General features: G+C 70.0%; 27 protein-coding genes. 8 read left to right on the forward strand and 19 right to left on the reverse strand.

All coding sequences use genetic code 11. From position 1 onward, the window contains the following. Nucleotides 1-30: 30 nt before the first annotated feature. Entirely contained in the window at nt 31-945 is a 915-nt protein-coding gene (gene dapA, locus AB0I77_RS11755; protein ID WP_363282279.1) for a 4-hydroxy-tetrahydrodipicolinate synthase, read from the forward strand. On the opposite strand, the gene AB0I77_RS11760 is transcribed toward dapA, so the two are convergent. The 8 genes from AB0I77_RS11760 to AB0I77_RS11795 all read right to left on the reverse strand — a co-directional run bounded on the left by AB0I77_RS11760 (nt 946) and on the right by AB0I77_RS11795 (nt 7,674). Further along, a complete protein-coding gene (locus AB0I77_RS11760) occupies nt 946-2,175 on the reverse strand; it encodes a WD40 repeat domain-containing protein (RefSeq protein WP_363282280.1) in 1,230 nt (409 codons plus the stop codon). Then, on the reverse strand, nt 2,172-2,732 hold the full coding sequence (locus AB0I77_RS11765; protein WP_363282281.1) for a SigE family RNA polymerase sigma factor: 561 nt from the start codon (nt 2,730-2,732) through the stop codon (nt 2,172-2,174). The genes AB0I77_RS11760 and AB0I77_RS11765 overlap by 4 nt, the downstream gene beginning before the upstream one ends. A 171-nt stretch (nt 2,733-2,903) precedes the next feature. Further along, entirely contained in the window at nt 2,904-3,128 is a 225-nt protein-coding gene (locus AB0I77_RS11770; protein ID WP_363282282.1) for a hypothetical protein, read from the reverse strand. 112 nt (nt 3,129-3,240) lie between these two features. Further along, on the reverse strand, nt 3,241-4,230 hold the full coding sequence (gene dapD, locus AB0I77_RS11775; RefSeq protein ID WP_363282283.1) for a 2,3,4,5-tetrahydropyridine-2,6-dicarboxylate N-succinyltransferase: 990 nt from the start codon (nt 4,228-4,230) through the stop codon (nt 3,241-3,243). Nucleotides 4,231-4,436: 206 nt separating this feature from the next. After that, entirely contained in the window at nt 4,437-5,345 is a 909-nt protein-coding gene (locus AB0I77_RS11780) for a CU044_5270 family protein (RefSeq protein ID WP_363282284.1), read from the reverse strand. Between the two features lie 2 nt (nt 5,346-5,347). Then, nucleotides 5,348-5,944, reverse strand: a complete 597-nt coding sequence (locus AB0I77_RS11785) for an RNA polymerase sigma factor (protein WP_363282285.1) — start codon at nt 5,942-5,944, stop codon at nt 5,348-5,350. Nucleotides 5,945-6,808: 864 nt separating this feature from the next. Further along, nucleotides 6,809-7,354 carry a TetR family transcriptional regulator gene (locus AB0I77_RS11790; protein ID WP_363282286.1) on the reverse strand — a complete coding sequence of 182 codons (546 nt, stop codon included), beginning with the start codon at nt 7,352-7,354 and terminating at the stop codon, nt 6,809-6,811. Beyond that, nucleotides 7,354-7,674 (reverse strand): multidrug efflux SMR transporter, encoded by a 321-nt coding sequence (locus tag AB0I77_RS11795; RefSeq protein WP_363282288.1) that lies wholly within the window; start codon nt 7,672-7,674, stop codon nt 7,354-7,356. The genes AB0I77_RS11790 and AB0I77_RS11795 overlap by 1 nt, the downstream gene beginning before the upstream one ends. 188 nt (nt 7,675-7,862) lie before the next feature. On the opposite strand from AB0I77_RS11795, the gene AB0I77_RS11800 reads away from it, so the two are divergent. Beyond that, nucleotides 7,863-8,693, forward strand: coding sequence for an AbfB domain-containing protein (locus AB0I77_RS11800; RefSeq protein ID WP_363282289.1), 831 nt, complete (start codon nt 7,863-7,865; stop codon nt 8,691-8,693). A gap of 63 nt (nt 8,694-8,756) precedes the next feature. Here AB0I77_RS11800 and AB0I77_RS11805 read toward each other — a convergent pair whose 3' ends face one another. From AB0I77_RS11805 to AB0I77_RS11840, 8 genes are all read right to left on the reverse strand, one after another. Next, nucleotides 8,757-9,089: a metal-sulfur cluster assembly factor gene (locus AB0I77_RS11805; RefSeq protein ID WP_124443153.1), complete on the reverse strand. Its 333-nt coding sequence runs from the start codon at nt 9,087-9,089 to the stop codon at nt 8,757-8,759. After that, a complete protein-coding gene (sufU, locus tag AB0I77_RS11810) occupies nt 9,086-9,553 on the reverse strand; it encodes a Fe-S cluster assembly sulfur transfer protein SufU (protein ID WP_363282290.1) in 468 nt (155 codons plus the stop codon). Before sufU ends, AB0I77_RS11805 begins: the two co-directional genes overlap by 4 nt. Before the next feature lie 15 nt (nt 9,554-9,568). Continuing rightward, nucleotides 9,569-10,828: a cysteine desulfurase gene (locus AB0I77_RS11815; protein ID WP_363282291.1), complete on the reverse strand. Its 1,260-nt coding sequence runs from the start codon at nt 10,826-10,828 to the stop codon at nt 9,569-9,571. After that, entirely contained in the window at nt 10,825-11,589 is a 765-nt protein-coding gene (gene sufC, locus AB0I77_RS11820; RefSeq protein WP_363282292.1) for a Fe-S cluster assembly ATPase SufC, read from the reverse strand. The genes AB0I77_RS11815 and sufC overlap by 4 nt, the downstream gene beginning before the upstream one ends. Nucleotides 11,590-11,596: 7 nt before the next feature. Continuing rightward, nucleotides 11,597-11,926 (reverse strand): non-heme iron oxygenase ferredoxin subunit, encoded by a 330-nt coding sequence (locus AB0I77_RS11825; protein ID WP_363282293.1) that lies wholly within the window; start codon nt 11,924-11,926, stop codon nt 11,597-11,599. Next, on the reverse strand, nt 11,926-13,107 hold the full coding sequence (gene sufD, locus AB0I77_RS11830; protein ID WP_363282294.1) for a Fe-S cluster assembly protein SufD: 1,182 nt from the start codon (nt 13,105-13,107) through the stop codon (nt 11,926-11,928). Before sufD ends, AB0I77_RS11825 begins: the two co-directional genes overlap by 1 nt. Before the next feature lie 61 nt (nt 13,108-13,168). Further along, on the reverse strand, nt 13,169-14,593 hold the full coding sequence (gene sufB, locus AB0I77_RS11835) for a Fe-S cluster assembly protein SufB (protein ID WP_363282295.1): 1,425 nt from the start codon (nt 14,591-14,593) through the stop codon (nt 13,169-13,171). Beyond that, nucleotides 14,590-15,342, reverse strand: a complete 753-nt coding sequence (locus AB0I77_RS11840; RefSeq protein WP_363282296.1) for a metalloregulator ArsR/SmtB family transcription factor — start codon at nt 15,340-15,342, stop codon at nt 14,590-14,592. The genes sufB and AB0I77_RS11840 overlap by 4 nt, the downstream gene beginning before the upstream one ends. Before the next feature lie 161 nt (nt 15,343-15,503). Between AB0I77_RS11840 and AB0I77_RS11845 the strand changes: the two genes are divergently transcribed. From AB0I77_RS11845 to AB0I77_RS11860, 4 genes are all read left to right on the forward strand, one after another. Continuing rightward, the gene (locus tag AB0I77_RS11845; RefSeq protein WP_363282297.1) at nt 15,504-16,316 is read left to right on the forward strand and encodes an AAC(3) family N-acetyltransferase; all 813 of its coding nucleotides are present in this window, start codon (nt 15,504-15,506) and stop codon (nt 16,314-16,316) included. A 30-nt stretch (nt 16,317-16,346) separates the two neighbouring features. Then, nucleotides 16,347-17,270: an ABC transporter ATP-binding protein gene (locus AB0I77_RS11850; RefSeq protein ID WP_363282298.1), complete on the forward strand. Its 924-nt coding sequence runs from the start codon at nt 16,347-16,349 to the stop codon at nt 17,268-17,270. Next, nucleotides 17,267-18,058 carry an ABC transporter permease gene (locus tag AB0I77_RS11855; protein ID WP_363282299.1) on the forward strand — a complete coding sequence of 264 codons (792 nt, stop codon included), beginning with the start codon at nt 17,267-17,269 and terminating at the stop codon, nt 18,056-18,058. The genes AB0I77_RS11850 and AB0I77_RS11855 overlap by 4 nt, the downstream gene beginning before the upstream one ends. Before the next feature lie 89 nt (nt 18,059-18,147). After that, nucleotides 18,148-19,155 carry a COX15/CtaA family protein gene (locus tag AB0I77_RS11860; RefSeq protein WP_363282300.1) on the forward strand — a complete coding sequence of 336 codons (1,008 nt, stop codon included), beginning with the start codon at nt 18,148-18,150 and terminating at the stop codon, nt 19,153-19,155. A 245-nt stretch (nt 19,156-19,400) separates the two neighbouring features. On the opposite strand, the gene AB0I77_RS11865 is transcribed toward AB0I77_RS11860, so the two are convergent. The 3 genes from AB0I77_RS11865 to AB0I77_RS11875 all read right to left on the reverse strand — a co-directional run bounded on the left by AB0I77_RS11865 (nt 19,401) and on the right by AB0I77_RS11875 (nt 22,001). Beyond that, entirely contained in the window at nt 19,401-20,507 is a 1,107-nt protein-coding gene (locus tag AB0I77_RS11865) for an amidohydrolase family protein (RefSeq protein ID WP_363282301.1), read from the reverse strand. 103 nt (nt 20,508-20,610) lie between these two features. Further along, nucleotides 20,611-20,943, reverse strand: coding sequence for a hypothetical protein (locus AB0I77_RS11870; protein WP_363282302.1), 333 nt, complete (start codon nt 20,941-20,943; stop codon nt 20,611-20,613). Between the two features lie 104 nt (nt 20,944-21,047). Further along, entirely contained in the window at nt 21,048-22,001 is a 954-nt protein-coding gene (locus AB0I77_RS11875) for a heme o synthase (RefSeq protein ID WP_363282303.1), read from the reverse strand. Between the two features lie 379 nt (nt 22,002-22,380). Between AB0I77_RS11875 and tkt the strand changes: the two genes are divergently transcribed. After that, complete coding sequence (gene tkt / locus AB0I77_RS11880; RefSeq protein WP_363282304.1) at nt 22,381-24,468, forward strand: transketolase; 2,088 nt, start codon at nt 22,381-22,383, stop codon at nt 24,466-24,468. Between the two features lie 34 nt (nt 24,469-24,502). Further along, a complete protein-coding gene (tal, locus tag AB0I77_RS11885) occupies nt 24,503-25,621 on the forward strand; it encodes a transaldolase (RefSeq protein ID WP_363282305.1) in 1,119 nt (372 codons plus the stop codon). Nucleotides 25,622-25,625 lie beyond the last annotated feature (4 nt).

Raw genomic sequence — 25,625 nt, forward strand, 5'->3', positions numbered from 1 at the left:
CTTCACGATGGTGGTGCCGAAACTACTCCCATGACCACAGCCCGCTCCTCCGCCGCCCCCTCCGCCGCCCCCTTCGGCCGCACCCTCTGCGCCATGATCACGCCCTTCACCGAGGAGGGCGCGCTCGATCTCGACGGCGCGCGGCGCCTGGCCGACCGGCTGGTGACGGAGGGCTGCGACGGTCTCGTCCTGTCCGGTACGACGGGCGAGTCGCCGACCACGACGGACGCGGAGAAGGCCGCGCTCGTCACGGCCGTCCGGGACGCGGTGGGTGAGCGGGCGTCGATCGTGGCGGGCGTGGGCACCTTCGACACCCGGCACACCGTCGAACTGGCCCTGGCGGCCGAAAAGGCGGGCGCGGACGGCCTGTTGGTGGTCAGCCCGTACTACAGCAGGCCCCCGCAGGACGCGCTGGAGGCGCACTTCCGGGAGGTCGCGGACGCGTCCGGGCTGCCCCTCGTCCTGTACGACATCCCGGGGCGCACCGGCACCCGCATCGAGCCCGAGACCGTGATCCGGCTCGCCGAGCACCCCCGGATCGTGGCGGTCAAGGACTGTTCCTACGACTTCCTCGGCACCCAGAAGGTGCTCTCCCGAACGGAGTTGGCGTACTACGCGGGCTGCGACGAGCACAATCTCGCCCTGTACGCGGTGGGCGCCGCCGGTTACGTCAGCACGGTCGCGAACGTGGTCCCGGGCCAACTCCGCGCGGTCCTGGACGCGTTCGACGCGGGCGAGCCGGCCGGGGCGGCCCGTCTCCAGCAACGCGCCACGTCTCTCATCGAGTTGACGATGTCGTCCGGCCTGCCCGGCGCGGTCACCGTCAAGGGTCTCCTCAACGCCCTGGGCCTGCCCGCGGGGCCGGTCCGCGCACCGCTGCGGCCCGCCGGCCGCGAGGCGGTCGACGGGCTGCTGGCGGCCTACGAACAGCTCGTGGCCGTCTGATCAGCGGCGCGCGAAGACCGGCTCCCACCCCTGCCGGTCGAGATTCCTGTCCTGCTCCCGGACGCCGCTCAGCGGCACGACCTTGTCGCTGCCGATCGTGACCAGCACGAGCTGGGGCCGGTACGCCTCCTCCAGACTCGTGACCCGCTCCCAGCCGATGAGCCGCTTGTCGTCGACCCAGGCGAGCAGCCGGTCTCCGCGCACCTTGGTGATCTCCTTGCCCGTACGGGGATCACGGATCGAGGAGTACGACTTGCCGGGGGAGCCGGCGACCTCCTTCGTCAGGCCGAGAGCGGCGAGCCTGCCGTTCGGGGACAGCCGCGCACCGACGTCCGACCGCAGGTACTTCTCGTTCGCGGGCGCGGCGGTCTTGTCGCCCTTGAGGTCGTAGAACTGCTGCATGCCGTCCCGGCCGCCGATGACCTGCGCGTACACCAGGTCGCCGGTGCGGCTGAACGAGAAGTCCTGGCGGGCGTTGATATCGCGGTCGGGTGCGACCGGGCTCCAGGAGCCCTTGCCGGAAGCCACGTCGAGGTCGTAGAAACCGGACCGGCTCGAGTCGCCGTACGCGGACATCCACGCCTCCCCGCCGCCGTCGGCCGACTTCACCCTGGTGCGCAGATCGGGGTCCTCGTCGTATGTCGTCGCGACAAGCCTGCTCCCGTCGTACGAGAACGCGAGCCCGCCGACTCCGTGCCCGACCGGGATCCACCGCTCGACCTCCCCCGTCGCGAGGTCGAGCAGGCCGATCCGGCGCGCGGGCAGGCTCTGCTCCAGCACGGCGGCGGTCTTCAGGCCGGGGGCGACGGCGACGAAGGACCACCGGGGGTCCTTCTCGTACGTCCCGGTCTTCGGGTCGAGCAGCCAGTAGGTGCGCACGAAGGCGCCCTGGCTGCCGGACCGCGGGCGGACCTTGGCCGTGTAGTACGCGGCCAGCGCCGTGTCCCCGGCCGCGATGAGGTCACGCGGCGGCGACTGGTCCGGGTGGGCGCTGATCCCGTTCTGCCGCACCACGTCCGCGGGGCGTACGTCGGTCCTGCCGGAGTCGCCGGATTCCAGCATCGGTACGGTCACCACGACGGCGACCACGGCGGCGGTGACGGCGACGATCCTGCGGGTGCGGCGACGCCGGCGGAACGCGAGCACCCGGTCGGCGAACCCCGGCCGGGCCGGGGTCTGTGCGGCGGCCTGTTCCCGCAGTGCGTCGCGCACGAGTTCCTCGACGTTCATGGACGCACCTCCACGGGCGAGTAGTCACGGGACGGCAGCCCCTCGGCGTCGGACGAACCCAGGGCGGCCAGTTCGGGGGCGAGCGAGCGCAGCCGGGCCAGGGAGCGGTGGGTGGTGGACCGGACGGTGCCGACGGAGCAGCCGAGGAGGCGGGCCACGTCGGCCTCGGGGAGGTCCTCGAAGTAGCGCAGCACGAGCACGGTGCGCTGGCGTGCGGTGAGCCGGGACAGCGCCTCGCGCATCACGACGCGCAGTTCGGCGGCGGCCGCGGCGTCCGCGCCGGGCGGGCCCGCCTCGGGCGGCTCGGCGACGCTGACCTCCCGTCTGCGCCACTTCAGCCGCCAGCGGCTGACCTGCTGGCGGTAGAGGATCCGCCGTACGTAGGCCTCGGGCTCGTCGATCCGCTCCCACTTGTCGGCCGCCTTGACGAGGGCGCTCTGGAGCAGGTCCTCCCCGGCGTGCCGGTCTCCCCCGCACAGCAGCACGGCCGTCTTCAGCAGTGCCGACGACCTGCTGTCCACGAACTCCCGGAAACTCTCGAGCCCTTCGGCATTCATCGTCACCTTCTCTTCCCCGGCGGCACCTGTGCCCCGCCCCTGTGCTCCTTGTGACGCGCGCGGCGGGCCGCCGCTATGCCACCCGGGGAGAACTCCTTACGGAAAGGGCCGGGGCCCGTACCGCGTTCGGTGTGCGGTACGGGCCCCGGCCTCACGGCGGGCGCTGCGCGATCAGCCCCAGGTGTATCCGTCGCCGATCAGCAGTACGTGCTCCAGTACGTCCTCCATCGGATCATCCACCTGGCCGACGTTGACCAGTCCGATGCGCGGGCCGTTGTGCGAGCCCGTGTTGGTCTCGTCGGCGTGCGCGGCCCCCACCGGCAGCCAGCACACCGTCGCCAGGGTCAGCGTCCCGGTCAGCCAGCGCGCCACGGTCCTGGCTCGCTCGTTCGTCATTGCTCGGTCCTCATTTCGTCGGTTCGGCCTCTGATCGGACTCCGCGTCCACCCGTTCATCTGCCAAAACCATGAGGAGGTCACGCCGGGTACCTCGTACGTGACCTTGAGTGTCAGTTGTGGCTGTGCAGGATCTCGTTCAGGCCGCTCCAGACCGCGTTGTTCGGGCGGGCCTCGACCGTGCCGGTGACCGAGTTGCGGCGGAACAGGACGTTCGACGCCCCGGACAGCTCGCGGGCCTTGACGATCCGGCCGTCGGGCATGGTCACGCGGGTGCCGGAGGTGATGTAGAGACCCGCCTCGACCACGCACTCGTCGCCGAGCGCGATGCCGACGCCCGCCTCGGCGCCGATCAGGCAGCGCTCGCCGATGGAGATGATCACGTTGCCGCCGCCGGACAGCGTGCCCATGGTGGAGGCGCCGCCGCCGATGTCCGAGCCGTCGCCGACCACGACGCCCGCGGAGATACGGCCCTCGACCATCGACGTGCCGAGCGTGCCCGCGTTGAAGTTGACGAAGCCCTCGTGCATGACGGTGGTGCCCTCGGCGAGGTGTGCGCCGAGCCGCACCCGGTCGGCGTCGGCGATGCGGACGCCCTTCGGGGCGACGTAGTCCGTCATACGCGGGAACTTGTCGACGGACGTGACCTGGAGGTGCAGGCCCTCGGCGCGGGCGCCCAGCCGCACCTTCTCGATGTCGTCGACCGCGACCGGGCCGAGCGAGGTCCAGGCGACGTTGGCGAGGAAGCCGAAGATGCCGTCCAGGCTCTGGCCGTGCGGCTTGACCAGGCGGTGCGAGAGCAGGTGCAGGCGCAGATAGACGTCGTGCGCGTCGATCGGCTTGTCGTCGAGGGAGCCGATGACCGTGCGGACCGCGACCACCTCCACGCCCCGACGGGCGTCCGGTCCGATCGCCTTCGCGGCGCCCTCGCCGAGCAGGGCCACGGCCTGCTCGGCGGACAGCCGCTCGCTGCCGGACGGGCCGGGCTCGCCGGACAGTTCGGGAGCGGGGAACCAGGTGTCGAGAACGGTGCCGTCGGCGGCGACGGTGGCAAGCCCGGCGGCAACGGCGCCGGTGGTACGAGGAGCAGTCGTGTCGGTCATGAGGGCAACCTAACCGGCCGGGCGGGGTGAGGGCGAACCGGTGCGCACGGCATCTCAGGTGCCGGGCACACGGGCTCAGGTGCCCGGCACACCGGCTCAGGTGCCCGGCACACCGGCTCAGGTGCCCGGCACACCGGCTCAGGTGCCCGGCACACCGGCTCAGGTGCCGGGCACACCGGCTGAGGTTCAGGCCACACCGGCCGGGATCAGGGCCGCTCCCCCTTCTTGTCCACCACCGCCACCGCGAGCCGCGCCGAGCTGATCACGACGTCTGCCTTGCCCCACTCCTCGTTGCCGCTCCGCTCCACCGACCGGCGCCCCGCGAAGAGGTAGGTGGCCGGGTCGAGGAGCACTTCGTCGCGGAAGCCGGTCGCGCCGCCCTTCAGGTACAGCGCGTAGGCGCTGCGCCCCGCCTCGTCCTGGACCTCCGCGAGCCGCACCCCGGGGAGCGTGGCGAGGGCTCGGTAGACCTTGGCGAGGCCGACGGGGTCGTACGCGTACGCCCGGCTGAGGACGGCCACGAGGGCCCGGTACTCGTGCTGCGTACGGGTCTCGGACGCGTCGGTGGCGTAGAAGAACGCGCGCGCCTTCGCCCGCACCTTCGCCGGGTCGTCCGGGAGGCTCTTGAGGAACGCGTACTCCTCCCTGGGGGAGTGGTCGTCGCCGGCCCGCCCGCCCTCCATCTTCGGATCGGCGTACGGCATCCAGTCCTCGCCGGTCTCCGGGTCGGGCTCGTCGTCCGTCACGTTCGTCTCGACGGACTTCACGTAGATCCACTGACCGTCGCGCGCGGTGAGCCCGGGACGGGCGGCGATCGCGTCGGCGGCGGCGTTCAGGAAGTCCTTGGCGCTGCCCAGTTCGAGGGTGTAGCCGGGACTGGCTCCCGGCCGCGCACCGTCCGAGCCGCGATCGGCCACCTGGGTCCCGATCACGGCCACGACTGTGATCAGGGCCGCCGTCCCCGCGGCCACAAGCCGCCAGTCGCCGCGCAGCCGGCGGGTGCGGGTGCGGCCGGAGGCCTCCAGCAGCAGCCGGTCACGTCCGGCGACGAGCTGTGCGCGCTCGGGCTCCGGGGCCTCGGCCCGCAGGTCGCGGACAGCTGTCATCTCGTCCATGGTCAGACCACCTCCGTGGCGTCGAGCGTGAATGCGGGATCGGCACCCAGCGTCGAACGGACCTTGCGGCGGGCGCGGTTGAGCCGGGAGCGGACGGTGCCGACGGGGATGCCGAGAGCCTCACCGACCTCCGCGTACGTCAGGTCCGCCCAGGCCACCAGCAGCAGAACGTGCCGGTCCCCCACGGACAGCGCGGCCAGCGCCCCGGCGAGCGGGGCCTGCGCCGCCTGTGCGGTCACACGGGCGTCGGCACGCTCGGCCCAGGTCTCGGCGACCGGGTCGTGCCCGGTGCGGGCCAGCGCCCGCAGGCCCCGCACCTCGGCGCGCCGCTGCTTGCCGATGAGATTGCCCGCGATGCCGTAGAGCCAAGGGCGGGCGCTGGGCCGGCTGGTGTCGTAGCGGGACCGGATACGGAAGGCGGTCAGGAAGGTCTCCGCCGTGATGTCGTCGGCGGCACCCACACCCAGTCGCCGTGCCGCATAGCGGTGGATGTCGGGGGCATAGCGGTCGTAGAGCCTGGCGAAGAGCTCCGGTTCCTCCAGGGACTGAGCGACGACCTGGGCGTCCTCGAGCGAAGCCGGATCCGGCGGTCCGGTCACGTGGCGGCCTCCGTAGGGGTGGTCGGGGCGAGCATGTCATCCCCTGTTCCCCGACGGCGGCGAAAGGGTTCACGGCGCAACTGGCGGGCGGGGGTCCGGGCAGTGGCCACGGGTTTCCGCGACTGCGGCCGACCGCGGGAGCGGCCCGTGGCCACCGGCTCCACGACCGCGGTCGTCCGGAGTTACGGGCAATGGGCACGGGCACCACGACTGCGCCTGTCCGGGGGGCCGGCCAGCGGCCACGGGGTCCCCGGCCGCGGCCGTCCGGAGTTACGGGCAATGGGCACCGGCACCACGACTGCGGCCGACCGGGGGTCCGGCCAGCGGCCACGGGTTCGACCGCGGCGGACCAGAAGTCCGGCCAACAGCCACAGGTTCCACGACGTCGGTCGTCCAGGAGTTTGACCAGCAGCCGACCAGGACTTCCCCGACTTCAGCCGACCGCAGCTCCGCGCAGCGGCCGACCAGAGCCTTCCGGCCCACGACCGACCAGAGCTCTGTCACAGCTCCGTGCCGAAGCCGACCTGGACTTCCCCCCGACCGCAACCGAGGCCAGTGGCCACGGGTTCCACGACCGCACACGACCAGGGTTCCGGCCCGCAGCCACGGGTTCGACCACAGCCGACCAGGAGTCCGGCCAACAGCCACGAGTTCCACGAGTTCCACGAGTTCCACGACCACAGCCGACCAGGACTTCCCCGACTTCAGCCGACCAGAGCTCAGCGCAGCGGCCGACCAAAGCCCTCCGCCCCACGACCGACCGGGAATTCCCCCGACCGCAACCGACCAAAGCTCCAGCCCGCGGCCGACCGAAACGCCCCCCACACCAACCGACCCCACAACTCCAGTCCACGCCCACCGAATTCACCCCGCCGCGCCAATAACCCGCCCCAGCGCCTCGCGCGCGTACTCCTCGTCATAGGGATCGTCCGTCAGCAGCACCTGAAGACAGATCCCGTCCACCAGCGCGACCACCGCCCGTGCGGTGACCGGGTCCGTGCGGTGGGCGAGGCGGTCGGCGAGGTCCTCGGCGCATTCGGCGGCGACCGGGCGCAGGGCGGGGCGGCGTAGGGCGGCGAGGTAGAGCTCGTACTCCAGCTCGACGCCGGTGCGTTCGCCGCCGAGCCACTCGCCCAGCAGGGCGGCGAGTTCGGCGGCCAGGTCGGCGTGCGGGTCAGCCAGCCCGCCGCGCGAGGAGATCACCTTGGCGAAGCCCTCGTTCGCCTGCCGCATCGCCGCGACCATCAGCTCGTCGAGGGTCTTGAAGTGGTACGTCGTCGAGCCGAGCGGGACATCCGCCTCGGCGGCGACCGAGCGGTGGCTCAGGCCCGCCAGGCCCTTCTCCCCCACGACCCGGATCGCCGCGTCGATGATCCGCTGACGTCGCTCGGGGTCGTAACGCCGGGCCATCAGTGCGCACCTCCCAGGTTCAGCACGACCACGCCGACGATGATCAGCGCGATGCCGGCGGCCTTCACGACACTCATCCCCTCCCCGAGGAACACCATCCCGATCGCGGCGACGACCGCGGTGCCGACACCGGACCAGATCGCGTACGCGGTGCCCACCGACAGGGACTTCAGCGTCTGGGCGAGCAGCGCGAAGGAGACGACGTAGCCGAGGACGGTCAGCAGCGAGGGCAGCAGCCTACTGAAGCCGTCGGAGTACTTCATGGCCGTCGTCGCGGCGATCTCGGAAGCGATGGCTCCGGCAAGCAACAGGTATCCCATGTGTACGAGCGTACACAGTGATGCGTACGAGCGTACACATCAGTGCGACGGCCCCATGGAAGCTGATGTGGACACCGCTCGGTCAAACAGCTCCCGGGAGCTCACCCGCTCCACTAGTGTTTCACCGTTCACCTACTTGATGATCACGGCCGCAGCCGTCGCCCCCGGCGCCGCTGGAGGAACCGCGCATGCCACGAAGCAAGTCCCGGCCCCCTCAGGATCAGCCCTGGGAGAGCGGCTGGACTCCGAACACCACCCGCATTCCGGGAACTCGACGGCTGTATCTGGCCGGCGCACTGGCGATAGCCACCGTAGCCACCTGCGTGACGGCGATAGTCCTGACGGACAAGCACACCGACGAGCGGTCGAAGACGCGGGACGGGGCAGCCGCCGCGGACCCGACCGGCCCCGGCCTGATCTCCTACGCCACCCCCTCCACGAGCGGCGCCACGACACCGGGCAAGAAGAGGGACACCCCCTCCGCCCCGACCCCGACGACCCCACCCGCCCGGCACGACCCCACCTCCGCGTCTCCGCCCGCCGCCGACCCGCCCAAGTCCCCCACACCACCCGCGAGTTCGTCCGCCGCGAAGCCACAGTCCAGCTGGCGGTCGGTCCGCTCGGTCAACTACCCCGACCGCTACTGGCACGTCAACGGCAGCTATGTCGGGCTCGACCGGATCAGCTCCGCCTCGGCCCGCCAGGACGCCACCTTCACACTGGTCAAGGGCCTGGCCAACGCGTCCTGCTACTCCTTCGCCACGACCGACGGCACCTACCTCCGCCACCGCGACTTCGTCCTGCGCGCGGAACGCGACGACGGCTCGTCCCTCTTCAAGCAGGACGCCACGTTCTGCGCCCGCACCTCGACGATGTCCGGCGCGATCATGCTGGAGTCGGTCAACTACCCCGGCCGCTTCCTGCGCCACAAGGACTTCAGCCTCCGCCTGGAGTCGTACCAGTACAGCGGCCTGTATCGGTCGGACTCGGCGTTCCGGCTCGTGGGGGGACTCGCCTGAGCACGGAAAACGGCGACGCCCGAAGGACGTCGCCGTTTGATCCAGTGATCCAGCCAGTCAGTCTCAGACGTTGAACCCGAGCGCCCGCAGCTGCTCCCGACCATCGTCCGTGATCTTGTCGGGGCCCCACGGCGGCATCCAGACCCAGTTGATGCGCAGCTCGTTGACCAGGCCGTCCGTGGCGGACTTGGCCTGGTCCTCGATGACGTCCGTCAGCGGACAGGCCGCCGAGGTCAGGGTCATGTCGATGGTCGCGATGTTCGCGTCGTCGATGGTGATGCCGTAGATAAGGCCCAGGTTGACGACGTCGATGCCCAGTTCGGGGTCGACGACGTCGTACAGCGCCTCGCGGACTTCCTCTTCCGAGGCGGGCTTGATCTCAATGGTCTCGCTCATGCCGTCTTCCTTTCGGCGTCGGCTCCGCCCAGGGCCTGGGCCGTCGCGTCCTTCCACGCCATCCAGCTCAGGAGGGCGCACTTCACCCGCGCCGGGTACTTGGAGACACCGGCGAACGCGACCGCGTCCTCCAGCACCTCCTCCATCGCGTCGTCGGGTTCGATCCGGCCCTTGGACTGCATCAGCTCCAGGAAGGTCTCCTGGATCTTCTGCGCCTCGGCCAGGTCCTTGCCGACGAGGAGGTCGTTCAGTACGGAGGCGGAGGCCTGACTGATCGAGCAGCCCTGGCCCTCGTACGAGACGTCACTGATCGTCGTGCCGTCGTACTTCACGCGCAGCGTGATCTCGTCGCCGCACGTCGGGTTGACGTGGTGCACCTCGGCGTCGCCATCCCGCAGACCACGCCCGTGCGGGTGCTTGTAGTGGTCCAGGATGACTTCCTGGTACATGGAGTCCAGTTTCACCGTTCAGCACGCCCCTCAGCCGAAGAAGTTCCGTACGTGCTCCAGGCCGTCGACCAGAGCGTCGATCTCGGTCGGCGTGGAGTACAGATAGAACGACGCTCGCGTGGTCGCAGGAATTCCGTACCTCAGGCAGACCGGCCGTGCGCAGTGGTGTCCGACCCGGACGGCGATGCCCTGCTCGTCGAGGACCTGGCCCACGTCGTGCGGGTGGATGTCACCGAGCGTGAAGGAGATCGCCGCGCCCCGGTCCTCGGCCGTGGTGGGGCCGATGATCCGCAGGTCGGGCACCTCGCCGAGCCGCTTCACCGCGTACTCGGTGAGCGCGTGCTCATGGGCGAGGATCTTGTCCATGCCGATCGCCGACAGATAGTCGATGGCCGCGCCCAGACCGACCGCCTGCGCGATCGGCGGGGTGCCCGCCTCGAACTTGTGGGGCGCCGGGGCGTACGTCGACGAGTGCATCGACACCGTCTCGATCATCTCGCCGCCGCCGAGGAACGGAGGCAGGTCCTCGAGCAGTTCCTGGCGGCCCCAGAGGACGCCGATGCCCGTCGGGCCGCACATCTTGTGGCCGGTGAAGGCCACGAAGTCGGCCTGGAGGGCCTGTACGTCCAGCGGCATGTGCGGCGCGGCCTGCGAGGCGTCGATGCAGACCAGCGCGCCGACCTCCTGCGCCCGGCGCACTATCGCCTCGACGGGGTTGACCGTGCCGAGGATGTTCGACACGAGCACGAAGGAGACGATCTTCGTCTTCTCCGTGATGATCTCGTTGATGTTCGAGAGGTCGAGGCGGCCGTCGTCGGTGAGGCCGAACCACTTCAGCTTCGCGCCCGTGCGCTGCGCGAGCAGCTGCCACGGCACGATGTTGGAGTGGTGCTCCATCTCCGTGATGACGATCTCGGTCTCGTGGTCCACCCGGTAGGGCTCGTCGGCCCAGCCCAGCATGTTGGCCACGAGGTTGAGCGACTCGGAGGCGTTCTTGGTGAAGATCACCTCGTCGCGGCTCGGCGCGTTGATGAACGCCGCGACCTTGTCGCGCGCGCCCTCGTACAGCGCCGTGGCCTCCTCGGCGAGCACATGCACACCGCGATGGACGTTGGCGTTGTAGCGCTCGTAGTACTCGTTCAGGGCGTCCAGCACCTGGCGCGGCTTCTGCGAGGTCGCCGCGTTGTCCAGGTACACGAGCTTCTGACCGTCGTGGACCGTGCGGTCCAGGATGGGGAAGTCCTTGCGGATCGCCTCGGTGTCGAGGAGGAGGCCCGGCGACTGCGTCACGCTGATACGCCACCCTTCGTGTAAGCCTCGTAGCCCTCGTCCTCCAGCTTGTCGGCGAGCTCGGCGCCGCCGGACTCGACGATCCGGCCCGCGGAGAAGACGTGGACGTAGTCGGGCTTGATGTAGCGCAGGATGCGGGTGTAGTGCGTAATGAGCATGGTGCCCACCTCGCCGCTCTCGCGGACGCGGTTGACGCCCTCGGAGACGACGCGCAGGGCGTCGACGTCCAGGCCGGAGTCCGTCTCGTCGAGGATCGCGACCTTCGGCTTGAGCAGCTCCAGCTGAAGGATCTCGTGGCGCTTCTTCTCACCGCCGGAGAAGCCCTCGTTGACGTTGCGCTCGGCGAAGGCCGGGTCCATGTTGAGCCGCTCCATGGTCTCCTTGACCTCCTTCACCCACGTCCGCAGCTTGGGGGCCTCGCCGCGGATCGCGGTGGCGGACGTACGGAGGAAGTTGGAGACCGAGACGCCGGGGACCTCGACCGGGTACTGCATCGCCAGGAACAGGCCGGCGCGGGCGCGCTCGTCGACGGACATCGCCAGGACGTCTTCGCCGTCGAGGGTGACGGTGCCGCTGGTGATGGTGTACTTCGGGTGCCCCGCGAGCGAGTAGGCGAGGGTCGACTTGCCGGAGCCGTTCGGGCCCATGATGGCGTGCGTCTCGCCCTGCTTCACGGTGAGGTCGACACCCTTGAGGATTTCCTTCGTGCCGTTCTCGACCTCGACGGTGACGTGCAGGTCTCGGATTTCAAGCGTTGCCATGGGTGCCTCAGGACTCCTGGGAAAGGGAGACGAGCACATCGTCCCCTTCGATCTTTACGGGGTATACGGGGACGGGGCGCGTCGCGGGAAGGCCGGACGGTTTGCCGGTGCGGAGGTCGAAGCTGGAGCCGTGCAGCCAGCACTCGATCTGGCAGTCCTCCACCTCGCCCTCGGAGAGCGAGACGTTCGCGTGCGAGCAGATGTCGTGGATCGCGAACACCTCCCCCTCGGTCTGCACGACCGAGACCGGCGTGCCGTCGAGTTCCACCCGCTTCGGGGTGTCCTCCTCCAGCTCGCTCAGCCCACAGACGCGTACGAACGTCGAAGAGGCAGCCATCAGACCGACGCCTCCAGCTCCTCGTCGATCTTCACGAGAAGGCGCTCTTCGATGTCGTCGACGCCGATCTGCTGGACCAGTTCGGCGAAGAAGCCGCGGACCACCAGACGCCGGGCCTCGTCGGCCGGGATGCCGCGGGCCATCAGGTAGAAGAGCTGCTCGTCGTCGAAGCGGCCGGTCGCGCTCGCGTGCCCGGCGCCGACGATCTCGCCGGTCTCGATCTCCAGGTTCGGCACGGAGTCGACCCGGGCGCCGTCGGTCAGCACCAGGTTGCGGTTCATCTCGTACGTGTCCGTGCCCTCGGCCTTGGCCTCGATCAGCACGTCACCGATCCACACCGCGTGCGCGTCGTCGCCCTGGAGCGCGCCCTTGTAGGCGACGTTCGACTTGCAGTGCGGCATGTTGTGGTCGACCAGGAGGCGGTGCTCCTGGTGCTGGCCCGCGTCGGTGAAGTACAGGCCGAACAGCTCGGCCTCGCCGCCGGGGCCGGCGTAGGCGACACGCGGGTGCAGGCGTACGAGGTCGCCGCCGAAGGTGACCACGAACGACTTGAAGGTGGCGTCCCGGCCGATCAGCGCGTTGTGCTGGGCCACGTGCACGGCCTTGTCGTCCCAGTCCTGGATGGAGACGACCGTCAGCTTGGCGCCGTCGCCCAGGATGTAGTCGACATTGGTGGCGACCACCGCGTCACCGGTGTGGTCGAGGACGACGACGGCCTCGGCGAAGGCTCCCAGTTCGATGACCTGGTGGCCGTAGGAGATCCCGCCCTCGCCGTGCACGGCGATGCGGATCGGCTCGGTGAGCACCGTCTCCTTGGGGACGGTGACCACGCCGGCCTTCTCGAACGCCGAGTACGCCTGGGCGGCGACGCGGTCCACCGGGGTGCCCGCCTTGCCGATCCGGGCGTCGTCACGGCCGACGGTCTCGACGACGACTCCCGCGGGGGCGTCGATGCCGACCCTCACGCCGCCGCCGGCGGCGACCGCGGTGCCGTCGTGCAGCCCGCGCAGCCGCTCCAGCGGCGTGAAGCGCCACTCCTCCTCGCGGCCGTGCGGGACCGGGAAGTCCGCCACGTCGAAGGACGGGGGCGCGCTCATGCGCGTGGCGACGGTCGACTCGGCGGCCACCGCGATCTGGCCGGCGGTGGTGGACCCCACCGGGATGTTCTGAGCCTCAGCCATGGCTGTCGGTCTGCTCTCTTTCCTGCGTCAGTGATTCGCTAGCTGTCTTGGGAGACGGGCCTTAACCGACCGCGCCTTCCATCTGCAGCTCGATCAGCCGGTTGAGCTCAAGGGCGTACTCCATCGGCAGCTCCTTCGCGATGGGCTCGACGAAGCCGCGCACGATCATGGCCATCGCCTCGAACTCGCTCAGACCACGGCTCATCAGGTAGAAGAGCTGGTCCTCGGAGACCTTGGAGACGGTCGCCTCGTGGCCCATGGACACGTCGTCCTCGCGGACGTCCACGTAGGGGTACGTGTCGGAGCGGGAGATGGTGTCGACAAGCAGCGCGTCGCACAGCACGTTGGACTTCGAGCCGTGGGCTCCCTCGCCGATCTCCACCAGACCACGGTAGGAGGTACGGCCGCCACCGCGCGCGACGGACTTCGACACGATGTTGGACGAGGTGTTCGGCGCCATGTGGACCATCTTGGAGCCGGCGTCCTGGTGCTGGCCCTCGCCCGCGAAGGCGATGGACAGGGTCTCGCCCTTGGCGTGCTCGCCCATCAGGTAGACGGCCGGGTACTTCATCGTCACCTTGGAGCCGATGTTGCCGTCGATCCACTCCATGGTCGCGCCCTCGTACGCCACGGCGCGCTTGGTGACCAGGTTGTAGACGTTGTTCGACCAGTTCTGGATGGTCGTGTACCGGCAGCGGGCGTTCTTCTTGACGATGATCTCGACGACCGCGGAGTGCAGCGAGTCCGACTTGTAGATCGGAGCCGTGCAGCCCTCGACGTAGTGCACGTAGGCACCCTCGTCGACGATGATCAGGGTCCGCTCGAACTGGCCCATGTTCTCCGTGTTGATACGGAAGTAGGCCTGGAGCGGGATCTCCACGTGCACGCCCTTCGGCACGTAGATGAAGGAGCCGCCGGACCACACGGCGCTGTTCAGCGACGCGAACTTGTTGTCGCCGACCGGGATGACGGTCCCGAAGTACTCCTTGAAGAGCTCCGGGTGCTGCTTCAGCGCGGTGTCGGTGTCCAGGAAGATGACGCCCTGCTCCTCCAGGTCCTCGCGGATCTGGTGGTAGACGACCTCGGACTCGTACTGGGCCGCGACACCGGCGACGAGGCGCTGCTTCTCCGCCTCGGGGATGCCGAGCTTGTCGTACGTGTTCTTGATGTCCTCGGGCAGGTCCTCCCAGGACTCCGCCTGCTTCTCCGTGGAGCGCACGAAGTACTTGATGTTGTCGAAGTCGATGCCCGACAGGTCCGAGCCCCAGTTCGGCATGGGCTTCTTCTCGAACAGGCGCAGGCCCTTGAGACGGAGCTTGGTCATCCACTCCGGCTCGTTCTTCTTGGTGGAGATGTCGCGGACGACGTCCTCGTTGATGCCTCGCTTCGCAGAGGCACCGGCCACGTCGGAGTCGGCCCAGCCGTATTCGTACGTACCCAGACCCTCGAGCTCGGGGTGGGCAGTCTCCTCGATGGGGAGCGTCATGCGGGGTTCCTCCCGGCGGTACTTGCAGATGCGTGATCAGTGGTCTTGGGGGGCGTGGAAATCTTGGGGATGAACGTCGTGCAGACGCCGTCGCCGTGCGCGATGGTCGCCAGGCGCTGGACATGTGTGCCGAGCAGCTGGGAGAAGATCTCGGTCTCCGCCTCGCACAGCTGCGGGAACTTCTCGGCGACGTGGGCGACAGGGCAGTGGTGCTGGCAGAGCTGCTCGCCGACCGGTGCGCTTCGCGCCGTAGCAGCGTACCCGTCCGCGCTCAGGGCCTTGGCCAGCGCTTCGGTGCGCTTCTCCGGGGCGGCGGCCTCGATCGCCTCGCGGTACGCGGTGGCCTGCTCGGCGATCCTCGCGCGGGCGAAGGCGACGACCGCCTCGTCCCCGCCGAACCGTTCCTGGATCCAGCGCAGGGCGTCCGCGGCGAGCTTGTCGTAGGACTGGTCGAAGGCGTCGCGGCCGCAGTCGGTGAGCGCGAAGACCTTGGCGGGACGGCCGCGCGTACGCGCTCCGTACACCCGCTGCTCCCGCGCCTCGACGACGTCGTCGGCGACCAGCGCGTCCAGATGCCGTCGTACGGCCGCCTGGGTGAGCCCCAGCCGTCCGGCCAGTTCGGTGGCGGTCGACGGCCCGTGGTCCAGGATGGATCGCGCGACCCGGTTGCGCGTGGAGCGCTCACCGGTCGCGAGTTCCTCCTGAGGGGGCCCCGTGGGGGTCTCCCGAGCCTCGCCGACGTTTTTCACAACGCCATTGTTGCGTAATTCCTCTGGGCCAGGCAAGCCGCGCCCTCGCCGTCGGGTGGTGCCCTGCGTCACTTAGGTTCACCTAAGCTGACCTGCGCAAACGATCTCTGATCGATCAAACGGGTGGCGCGGGCGGACGGCTTCGGGGACACTCCCGAACCATGCCCACACCCCCTCCCACCGGCCCTCTTGTCACCCGGGACTCCCTCGCCGGCCAGCTGCGCGAGCTGGGCGTCGAGGCCGGTGAGACCCTGCTCGTCCATTCCTCCCTCAGCTCGCTCGGCTGGGTCTGCGGAGGTGCCGTGGCGGTCGTCCAGGGACTGCTCGACGCACTCGGCCCGGACGGCACGCTCGTGGTGCCCACCCAGACCGGCGACCTCTCGGACCCGGCCCTGTGGGGCAATCCGCCGGTACCCGAGGAGTGGTGGGAGACGATCCGGGCCACGATGCCCGCGTACGACCCCCTCGTCACGCCCGCGCGCGGGGTCGGCGTGATCCCCGAGACCGTGCGCAAGTGGCCGGGCGCGTCGCGCAGCGCGCATCCGCAGACGTCGTTCGCGGCGCTCGGCTCTCGTGCTGCGGCGGTCACGGAAGGGCACGCGCCCGACTGCCGGCTCGGTGAGCGCAGCCCGCTGGCCCGGCTGGAGGAGCTGAGCGCCCGGGTGCTGCTGCTCGGTGCCGGCTACGACACGTGCACCAGCTTCCACCTCGCCGAATACCGCATACCCTCGCCGCTCGTGAGAGTGGGCCGGCCCGGCCCGGCCGGCTGGGAGGTCGTGACCGAGGTGTCCATCTCCTCGGACCGGTTCGACGAACTGGGCCACGACTTCGAGCGGGACCGTACCGTCGTCCGCGGGAAGGTGGGCGCTGCCGACGTACGGCTGTTCCCCCTGGCGGACGCGGTCGCGTACGCGCGGCGGTGGCTGGCGCTGCACCGGTCCCGCGAGGAGGAGATCCCGTACCCCCCGGTCTGATGCGCCCTTCGCGTACCTAGACTCTGGCCCATGCGAAGTGAGCCCGTGGTCCAGGTCCAGGCCCTGGTGAAGCGGTACGGCACGAAGACCGCGGTGGACGGCCTCGACCTGGTGGCCGAGGCAGGTGTCACCGCCGTACTCGGACCCAACGGCGCGGGCAAGACGACCACGGTCGAGACCTGCGAGGGGTACCGGAAACCGGACTCCGGCACGGTGCGCGTCCTGGGCCTCGACCCGGTGCGACAGGCCCGCGAACTGCGTCCCCGCATCGGCGTGATGCTCCAGTCCGGGGGCGTCTACTCGAGCGCGCGGGCGGACGAGATGCTCCGCCATGTCGCCAGGCTGCACGCCGATCCGCTGGACGTGGACGCCCTCATCGAGCGGCTGGGACTGGAGGGTTGCGGCCGGACGACGTACCGGCGGCTGTCGGGCGGCCAGCAGCAGCGGCTCGCGCTGGCGATGGCCGTGGTGGGGCGCCCGGAGCTGGTGTTCCTGGACGAGCCGACCGCCGGTCTCGACCCGCAGGCCCGCCGCGCCACCTGGGACCTCGTCCGTGATCTGCGGACCGACGGCGTCTCCGTGATCCTCACCACCCACTACATGGACGAGGCCGAGCAGCTCGCCGACGACGTCGCGATCATCGACGCCGGCCGGGTCATCGCCCATGGCTCACCCGAGGAGCTGTGCCGCGGCGGCGCCGAGAACACCCTGCGCTTCATAGGCCGCCCGGGACTGGACGTCGGCTCCCTGCTGAAGGCGCTCCCCGCCGACTGCACGGCCGCGGAGCTGACGCCGGGCTCGTACCGGGTCGTCGGCAAGGTCGACCCGCAACTGCTCGCGACGGTCACCTCCTGGTGCGCGCAGCACGGGGTGATGCCGGAGAAGATCTCGGTCGAACGGCACACCCTCGAAGACGTGTTCTTGGAACTGACCGGCAAGGAGCTGCGTTCATGACCACCGGCATCACCACGGGCACTGCCTCCGGCGTCTACGCACCGCGGCCGGGTGCGGCCCCGCTGCCCCGCATGATCGCGGCCCAGGCGGCGCTGGAGACGAAGATGCTGCTGCGCAACGGCGAGCAGCTGCTACTGACCGTGGTCATCCCCACGCTGCTGCTCGCCCTCTTCAGCTCCGTGGACATCGTCGACACCGGTGCCGGCAAGGCGGTGGACTTCCTCGCCCCCGGCATCCTCGCGCTCGCCGTGATGTCGACGGCGTTCACCGGGCAGGCCATCGCGACGGGCTTCGAGCGCCGGTACGGCGTCCTGAAGCGGCTCGCCTCCTCCCCCCTCCCCCGCTGGGGACTGATGACCGCGAAAACGGTGTCCGTGCTGGTCACGGAGGTCCTCCAGGTGATCCTGCTCACGGTGATCGCCTTCGCCCTGGGCTGGTCCCCGCACGGCAACCCCTTCGCCGTGCTGCTTCTGCTGGTCCTGGGCACGGCCGCCTTCTCAGGGCTCGGCCTGCTGATGGCGGGCACGCTGAAGGCCGAGGCGACGCTGGCCGCCGCCAACCTGGTCTTCCTGCTGCTGCTCGTCGGCGGCGGCGTGATCGTCCCGCTGGACAAGTTCCCGCCCGGCGCGCAGGACGTGCTGGGCCTCCTGCCGATCTCGGCACTGTCGGACGGCCTGCGCGACGTGCTCCAGCACGGGGCCGGGATGCCCTGGGGCGACCTGGGGATTCTCGCCGTGTGGGCGGTCGTGGGGCTGGCTGCCGCCGGGCGGTTCTTCCGGTGGGAGTAGGCCCGGAGCAGGCCGGTGTCCGTGGGGAGTAGGCCCGGCGCAGGCCGGCGAGGGACCCTCGTGAAAGCGTGCACAAGCGGGCCCCTACGATGGAACTCGTGCTCAATGTGACCCGTGCCGACGCCGTAGCGGCCGTCCGCAATCCCCTCGCCTTCATCGCCGAACGCTGGACCCCGGACCCCCGGACGGTCCAGCGCGCGGCACTCACCGCGCTCGTCATGTCGGTGGTCATCGTGGTCACCGGCGGTGCGGTCCGGCTCACCGGTTCCGGGCTCGGCTGCCCGACCTGGCCCAAGTGCACCGACAACTCGCTGACCGCGACCAGCGCGATGGGCTTCCACGGCGCCATCGAGTTCGGCAACCGCATGCTGACCTACGTGCTGTGCGCGGCGGTCGGCTGGGCGATCATCGCCGCGCGCTCCCAGAAGCCGTACCGGCGCAGCCTGACCCGGCTGGGCTGGGCGCAGTTCTGGGTCGTGATGAGCAACGCGATCCTCGGCGGCATCGTGGTGCTCGTCGGTCTCAACCCGTACACGGTCGCGGCGCACTTCGTGGCGACATCGGCCCTGATCGCGATCGCCGCGGTGATGTGGCAGCGCACCCGGGAGGGCGACGCAGCGCCCCGTCCGCTGGTCGGCAAGGCCGTGCAACAGCTGGTCTGGTTCCTGGTCGCCGCCGCCGTCCTGCTGATCCTGGTCGGCACGATCGTGACCGGCGCGGGTCCGCACGCGGGCGACTCCCGCGAGGTCGAGCGGATGCCCCTCGACTGGGAGACCGTCGCCAAGGTGCACGCCGTGCTCGCCTGGATCGTGGTGTCGCTGACGTTCGCCCTGTGGTTCGTCCTCAAGGCGGTCGACGCACCCAAGAACACCCTGCGGCGCACGCGCGAACTGTTCCTGATCCTGCTGAGCCAGGGCGCGATCGGCTACATCCAGTACTTCACCAACCTGCCCGAAGCCCTGGTGGGCCTCCACATGCTGGGCTCCGCCCTGATGTGGATCTGGGTGCTGCGGGTGCTCCTGTCACTGCGGGAGCGGCAGGAGGCGGTCGCCGACCTGCCGGGTCAGCCGACCGAGGCGACGCTGACGAAGGCCTGAGGCCGGGTCACTGCCGGCACGGACCTGCCGGTCACGGACCCGCCGACCACCGACCTCCCGGCCACGGACCCGCCGGCACGGACCCACCGGTCACGGACCTCCCGACCACGGACCCGCCGGCACGAATCCGCCGACCACCCGGCCACGGACCTCCCGACCACGAACCTGCCGGCACGAATCCGCCGACCCACCGACCCGCCGGCACGGACCCGCCGACACGGACCTCACGGCCACGGCCCCGCCGGTCACTCCAAGCCGTACACCCGCCGCGCGTTCCCCGCCGCGATCAGCCCCGCCACCCGCTGCGCGTCCGGCAGCGACCACGCGCCCTCGGCGACCCAGCCGCCCAGCACCCGCGCCAGCGCCTCGCGGAACAGCCGGGCTCCCACCACGTGCAGCTCGGGCAGCCCCTGGGCGCCGCTGGAGAAGAGGATCTTGCCGAAGGGGGCCAGCTCCAGGATCTCCGCGAGGACGGTGGCGGCCCGGGCGCCGGTGCGGACCAGGGCGGCCCCGGAGTCGGCGTACACATGCGGAAAGACCCCGGCGAGATGGGCGGCGTGCCGGTGGTAGGGGTAGCCGTGCAGCAGGACGAGGTCGGTGCCCAGTCCCGCCGTGGCCCGGACGAAGTCCGTCAGCAGCACCGGATCGGTGCGGTCGATGCGCAGGCCCGGTTCGCCGAGCCCGGCGTGCAGTTGGAGGGGCAGTCCGGAGGCGACGGCGATCCACAGCAGGTGCCGTAGCAGCACCGGATCGCTCAGCTCCCCGCCCACCCGGCGTCCGGCCAGCCAGCGCCCGGCGGCGCCCCGCACCTCTCCCGGCCCCGGCGGCTCGGGCGCGAGCGCGAGTCCGTGCCGTACGCCCGCCACGGAGGTGAAGGCGACGGCGTTCGCGGCGGCCCCGTGCACCGACTCGGCGAGGTTGGCGAGAAAGGACTCGACGGTGCCGGAGGTGTCGGCGACCTGTTCGGCGAGGAGTTCCAGGCGCACGATCTCGCGCGTCCCGGCGTCCGCGGCGGAGGCCATCTCGACAGGGCCGGTGAGGTCGCCGGGCAGCCCGGTGTCGACCAGGTACGTCGTGATCCCGCTGCCGCGCAGCAGCCGGCGGCCCGATTCCAGTACGCCGAGTTCACGGCGCCGGGCGAGATAGCGGGCGGGCGCGCAGTGCGGTTCGAGCCCGAGGAGCGGGGGGCACCAACGCCGTACGGCGAACCCCGTCTGGGTGTCGAAGAGCGTCGTACCCGGCGCGGGCGGACCCTCGGTACGGGCCAACTGGGCCTCGAAGGTGCCGAGGCCCAGCTCCGTTCTCAGCACGCCGTGGCAGTACTGGTCCACGAGGGACGGCGTTTCGATCATCCGGGCTCCCCGCGGCTGGACCTCTTTCTTCAAAGGTCCTAACGGGTGAACCAGGCATCAGGTGTTGCGATCACGCACACCCGGTGCGAACAGCGGACGGATCTCAGGCGTTGCTCGGACCGCCCACCTGGATCCCCGCCATGCGGCTCCACTCGTACGGGCCCGTCTTGACCTTCGCCGCGAACTCGCCGTCGAACGCCTCGTGGACGGTGATGCCGGACTTCTCGACGGCCTTCTCGGCGATCTCGTACGAGGGGGCCACCAGGTCGCCCCAGGCGCCGTCCTCACCGACGAGCACGATGCGGGCGCCGCGCTGTCCGAGGTAGGCGATCTGGCCCTCGGCCCCGCCGTGCGCCTTGGAGAAGCCGCTGATCCGGTGGGCGAGCCGCGTCACCCTGCGTGCGGTCTTCGGGTCGACCTGCTGCGTGTCTGCCATGGTCAGGATGCTACCGACGGGTAGATCAAACGGCGACGGGCGGGGTGAGTGGCCTTGGCCACGCACCCCGCCCGCCACCGGGACTCAGCGCAAGAAACCGGGACTCATCGCAGGAAAGGATCCACCGCGACCGCCACGAACAGGAGCGACACATAGGTGATCGACCAGTGGAACAGCCGCATCTCCTTGAGCTTGCCACCGGTGACCTCGGCCTTGGCGCGGCTGAGCAGCCCGTGCGCCTCCCACAGCCAGAAGCCGCCGGCCAGCAGCGCGACCGCCGTGTAGAACCAGCCCGTGTAGCCGAGCGGGGTCAGCAGCAGCGAGACCGCCACCATCACCCAGCTGTAGATCACGATCTGCTTGGCGACGACCTTGTTGGAGGCGATCACCGGCAGCATCGGCACGCCCACGCGCGCGTAGTCCGCCCTCACCTTCATGGACAGCGGCCAGTAGTGCGGCGGCGTCCAGAAGAACATGACGAGGAAGAGGATGACCGGCGCCCACGACATCGAGTTCGTCACGGCGGACCAGCCGATGAGCACCGGGAGACAGCCGGCGATGCCGCCCCACACGATGTTCTGCGACGTACGGCGCTTGAGGATCATCGTGTAGACGACGACATAGAAGAGGAGCGCCCCGAGGGCGAGCCAGGCCGACAGCCAGTTGACGGTCAGGCCGAACAGCAGGGTGGAGACGATCGCCAGGGTGATGCCGAAGGTCAGGCACTCGCGCGGGCTGACCATGCCGGTGACCAGCGGGCGCTGCGCGGTGCGGTCCATGAGCGCGTCGATGTCGCGGTCGATGTACATGTTCAGCGCGTTGGCGCCGCCCGCGGAGAGGTAGCCGCCGACGCAGGTGAGCAGCACCAGCTTCAGGTCAGGCACGCCCCGCTGCGCCAGGAACATCACCGGAACCGTGGTGATCAGCAGCAGTTCGATGATCCGCGGCTTGGTCAACGCCACGAACGCCTTGACACGGGCCCCGAACGGCCGGTGGCTCGGGCTCTGGCTCGTCCCGATAATCCCCGCTGGACGGGATTCAACGGCCGTCACGCACACCCCTGACAGAGAACATTTCAGCAAGCCTCCCGTGTGAAGTCCCGGTAAAGGCTCGCGCGTACCACGCCACTGTAGACGTTGCCCATACCCCGACATTCGCGGGGGTCGGGTCGTGTTGAGCGGCGCTCCGGAAGAGCCGACAGGCACTCGATTGAGCACTCGGACGAGCGGCCCCGTATTCACCTGCCGAACGCGGAACGGCCCAGTCGGGAGGCGGATTCCGACGAGGCCCGGCAGTCTGGAATGACTCGAAAAAATGGACGTTCTTACAGGGGTAGGCTCGACAGCGGCCGGTGTGCTCCCAGATGCACCGGCAGCCGGTGGGCGCGCGCCCAGAACACCCGGCATTCGACCTTGTGGAGAGGAGCCCTGACTCAGGGTGAGCACCAAGCCGACCACCACAGACCTCGAGTGGACCGAGTTGGACCAGCGGGCCGTCGACACCGCCCGCGTCCTGGCCGCCGACGCCGTACAGAAGGTCGGTAACGGCCATCCCGGTACGGCGATGAGCCTGGCGCCCGCCGCCTACACCCTCTTCCAGAAGGTGATGCGGCACGACCCGGCGGACGCCGACTGGACCGGGCGTGACCGGTTCGTGCTGTCCGCGGGACACTCGTCCCTGACCCTCTACACCCAGCTGTACCTGGCCGGCTTCGGCCTGGAGCTGGACGACCTGAAGGCCTTCCGCACCTGGGGCTCCAAGACTCCCGGCCACCCGGAGTACGGGCACACCACCGGTGTGGAGACGACGACCGGCCCGCTCGGGCAGGGCGTGGCCAACGCGGTGGGCATGGCGATGGCCGCCCGCTACGAGCGCGGTCTGTTCGACCCGGATGCCCCCGAGGGCACCTCCCCCTTCGACCACTTCATCTTCGCGATCGCCGGTGACGGCTGCCTCCAGGAGGGCATCTCCGCCGAGGCGTCCTCGCTGGCCGGCCACCAGAAGCTCGGCAACCTCGTCCTCCTGTGGGACGACAACCACATCTCCATCGAGGGCGACACCGAGACGGCCGTCTCCGAGGACACCGTCAAGCGCTACGAGGCCTACGGCTGGCATGTGCAGCGCGTGGCCCCGAAGCCGGACGGCGACCTCGACCCGCACGCCCTCTACAACGCGATCGAGGCGGCCAAGCAGGTCACCGACCGGCCCTCCTTCATCGCGATGCGCTCGATCATCGCCTGGCCCGCCCCGAACGCGCAGAACACCGAGGCGGCGCACGGCTCCGCGCTGGGTGACGACGAGGTCGCGGCCACCAAGCGCGTGCTGGGCTTCGACCCCGAGCAGTCCTTCGAGGTCGCCGACGAGGTCCTGGGCCACGCCCGGGCGCTGGGTGAGCGGGGCCGGCAGGCGAAGGCCGAGTGGGAGAAGTCCTTCCAGGAGTGGCGCAACAACAACCCGGAGCGGGCCGCCGAGTTCGACCGGATCGCCGCGGGCGAACTGCCGGCCGGCTGGGAGGAGAAGATCCCGGTCTTCGAGACGGGCAAGGGTGTCGCCACCCGTGCCGCCTCCGGCAAGGTGCTCCAGGCGCTCGGCGCGGTCATTCCCGAACTGTGGGGCGGCTCGGCCGACCTGGCCGGCTCGAACAACACCACCATCGACAAGACGTCGTCCTTCCTGCCGGCGGACAACCCGCTGCCGGAGGCGCAGCCGTACGGCCGCACGGTCCACTTCGGCATCCGCGAGCACTCGATGGCCGCGGAGATGAACGGCATCGCGCTGCACGGCAACACCCGTATCTACGGCGGCACCTTCCTGGTGTTCTCCGACTACATGCGCAACGCGGTGCGGCTGTCCGCCCTGATGCACCTGCCGGTGACGTACGTGTGGACGCACGACTCCATCGGTCTCGGTGAGGACGGCCCGACCCACCAGCCGGTCGAGCACATCGCGTCGCTGCGTGCGATCCCGGGCCTGAACGTGGTGCGCCCGGCCGACGCGAACGAGACCGCGATCGCCTGGCGCGAGATCTTCAAGCGCTACACCAAGGAGTTCGGCAAGGGCGCCCCGCACGGCCTCGCGCTGACCCGCCAGGGCGTGCCGACGTACGCGCCCAACGAGGATGCGGGCAAGGGCGGTTACGTACTGTTCGAGGCCTCCACGGGGACGCCGGACGTGGTCCTCCTCGCCACCGGTTCCGAGGTGCACGTGGCCGTCGAGGCGCGCGAGCAGCTGGAAGCCGACGGCGTGCCGACGCGGGTCGTGTCGATGCCGTGCGTGGAGTGGTTCGAGCAGCAGGACCAGGGGTACCGGGACAGCGTCCTGCCGCCGGCGGTGAAGGCGCGTGTCGCGGTGGAGGCCGGGATCGGTCTCACCTGGCACAAGTACGTGGGGGATGCCGGTCGCATCGTTTCCCTGGAGCACTTCGGTGCTTCGGCCGACGGCAAGGTCCTCTTCCGCGAGTTCGGCTTCACTGCCGAGAATGTGGCTGCCAAGGCCCGGGAATCCCTCACCGCCGCCCAGCGCTGACGCTCATATACGACACGTAGGAGATGCAATTTCCATGACAGACGCACTCAAGCGCCTCTCCGAGGAAGGCGTGGCGATCTGGCTGGACGACCTGTCGCGCAAGCGCATCACGTCCGGCAACCTCGCCGAGCTGATCGACCAGCAGCACGTCGTGGGCGTCACCACCAACCCGTCGATCTTCCAGAAGGCGATCTCCAGCGGTGAGGGCTACGAGCAGCAGGTCTCCGACCTCGCCGCCCGCAAGGTCACCGTCGAAGAGGCCATCCGCATGATCACCACGGCGGACGTCCGCGACGCCGCCGACATCCTGCGCCCGGTCTTCGACGCCACCGGAGGCCAGGACGGCCGCGTGTCGATCGAGGTCGACCCGCGCCTGGCGCACAACACCCAGGCGACGGTCGCCGAGGCCAAGCAGCTGGCCTGGCTGGTGGACCGGCCGAACACCCTCATCAAGATCCCGGCCACCAGGGCGGGCCTGCCGGCGATCACCGAGACCATCGGCCGCGGCATCAGCGTCAACGTCACGCTGATCTTCTCCCTGGAGCGCTACCGCGAGGTCATGGACGCGTACCTGTCCGGCCTGGAGAAGGCCAAGGCAGCGGGCCTCGACCTCTCGAAGATCCACTCCGTGGCGTCCTTCTTCGTGTCCCGGGTGGACACCGAGATCGACAAGCGGATCGACGCGCTCGGCACCCCCGAGGCCAAGGCCGCCCGCGGCAAGGCCGCCGTCGCCAACGCGCGGCTGGCCTACCAGGCCTACGAGGAAGTCTTCTCGTCCGAGCGCTGGAGCCCGCTGGAGAACGCCGGCGCCAACAAGCAGCGTCCGCTGTGGGCGTCGACCGGTGTGAAGGACAAGGCGTACAAGGACACGATGTACGTCGACGACCTGGTGGCGCCGAACACCGTCAACACCATGCCGGAGGCGACCCTGTTCGCCACCGAGGACCACGGCCAGATCACCGGCGACACCATCGCCGGCACCTACGAGCAGGCCCGCGCCGACCTCGACGCGGTCGAGAAGCTCGGGATCTCGTACGACGAAGTGGTCCAGCTCCTGGAGGACGAGGGCGTCGAGAAGTTCGAGGCGTCCTGGATCGACCTCCTCAAGTCGACCGAGGCGGAGCTCAAGCGCCTCGCTCCCTCGGAGGGCTGACATC

This window comes from Streptomyces sp. NPDC050619 (assembly GCF_040654815.1).
Classification (GTDB): Bacteria; Actinomycetota; Actinomycetes; order Streptomycetales; family Streptomycetaceae; genus Streptomyces.

Coding starts and splice junctions, on each gene's coding strand:
- dapD (WP_363282283.1), bottom strand. CDS start 4,230: ATGACCGACACGACTGCTCCTCGTACCACCGGCGCCGTTGCCGCCGGG.
- AB0I77_RS11805 (WP_124443153.1), bottom strand. CDS start 9,089: ATGAGCGAGACCATTGAGATCAAGCCCGCCTCGGAAGAGGAAGTCCGC.
- sufB (WP_363282295.1), bottom strand. CDS start 14,593: ATGACGCTCCCCATCGAGGAGACTGCCCACCCCGAGCTCGAGGGTCTG.
- sufD (WP_363282294.1), bottom strand. CDS start 13,107: ATGGCTGAGGCTCAGAACATCCCGGTGGGGTCCACCACCGCCGGCCAG.
- AB0I77_RS11865 (WP_363282301.1), bottom strand. CDS start 20,507: ATGATCGAAACGCCGTCCCTCGTGGACCAGTACTGCCACGGCGTGCTG.
- AB0I77_RS11800 (WP_363282289.1), top strand. CDS start 7,863: ATGCCACGAAGCAAGTCCCGGCCCCCTCAGGATCAGCCCTGGGAGAGC.
- dapA (WP_363282279.1), top strand. CDS start 31: ATGACCACAGCCCGCTCCTCCGCCGCCCCCTCCGCCGCCCCCTTCGGC.
- sufC (WP_363282292.1), bottom strand. CDS start 11,589: ATGGCAACGCTTGAAATCCGAGACCTGCACGTCACCGTCGAGGTCGAG.
- AB0I77_RS11850 (WP_363282298.1), top strand. CDS start 16,347: ATGCGAAGTGAGCCCGTGGTCCAGGTCCAGGCCCTGGTGAAGCGGTAC.
- AB0I77_RS11790 (WP_363282286.1), bottom strand. CDS start 7,354: ATGGCCCGGCGTTACGACCCCGAGCGACGTCAGCGGATCATCGACGCG.
- tal (WP_363282305.1), top strand. CDS start 24,503: ATGACAGACGCACTCAAGCGCCTCTCCGAGGAAGGCGTGGCGATCTGG.
- AB0I77_RS11795 (WP_363282288.1), bottom strand. CDS start 7,674: ATGGGATACCTGTTGCTTGCCGGAGCCATCGCTTCCGAGATCGCCGCG.
- AB0I77_RS11845 (WP_363282297.1), top strand. CDS start 15,504: ATGCCCACACCCCCTCCCACCGGCCCTCTTGTCACCCGGGACTCCCTC.
- AB0I77_RS11770 (WP_363282282.1), bottom strand. CDS start 3,128: ATGACGAACGAGCGAGCCAGGACCGTGGCGCGCTGGCTGACCGGGACG.
- AB0I77_RS11765 (WP_363282281.1), bottom strand. CDS start 2,732: ATGAATGCCGAAGGGCTCGAGAGTTTCCGGGAGTTCGTGGACAGCAGG.
- AB0I77_RS11870 (WP_363282302.1), bottom strand. CDS start 20,943: ATGGCAGACACGCAGCAGGTCGACCCGAAGACCGCACGCAGGGTGACG.
- AB0I77_RS11860 (WP_363282300.1), top strand. CDS start 18,148: ATGGAACTCGTGCTCAATGTGACCCGTGCCGACGCCGTAGCGGCCGTC.
- AB0I77_RS11780 (WP_363282284.1), bottom strand. CDS start 5,345: ATGGACGAGATGACAGCTGTCCGCGACCTGCGGGCCGAGGCCCCGGAG.
- AB0I77_RS11825 (WP_363282293.1), bottom strand. CDS start 11,926: ATGGCTGCCTCTTCGACGTTCGTACGCGTCTGTGGGCTGAGCGAGCTG.
- AB0I77_RS11760 (WP_363282280.1), bottom strand. CDS start 2,175: ATGAACGTCGAGGAACTCGTGCGCGACGCACTGCGGGAACAGGCCGCC.
- AB0I77_RS11855 (WP_363282299.1), top strand. CDS start 17,267: ATGACCACCGGCATCACCACGGGCACTGCCTCCGGCGTCTACGCACCG.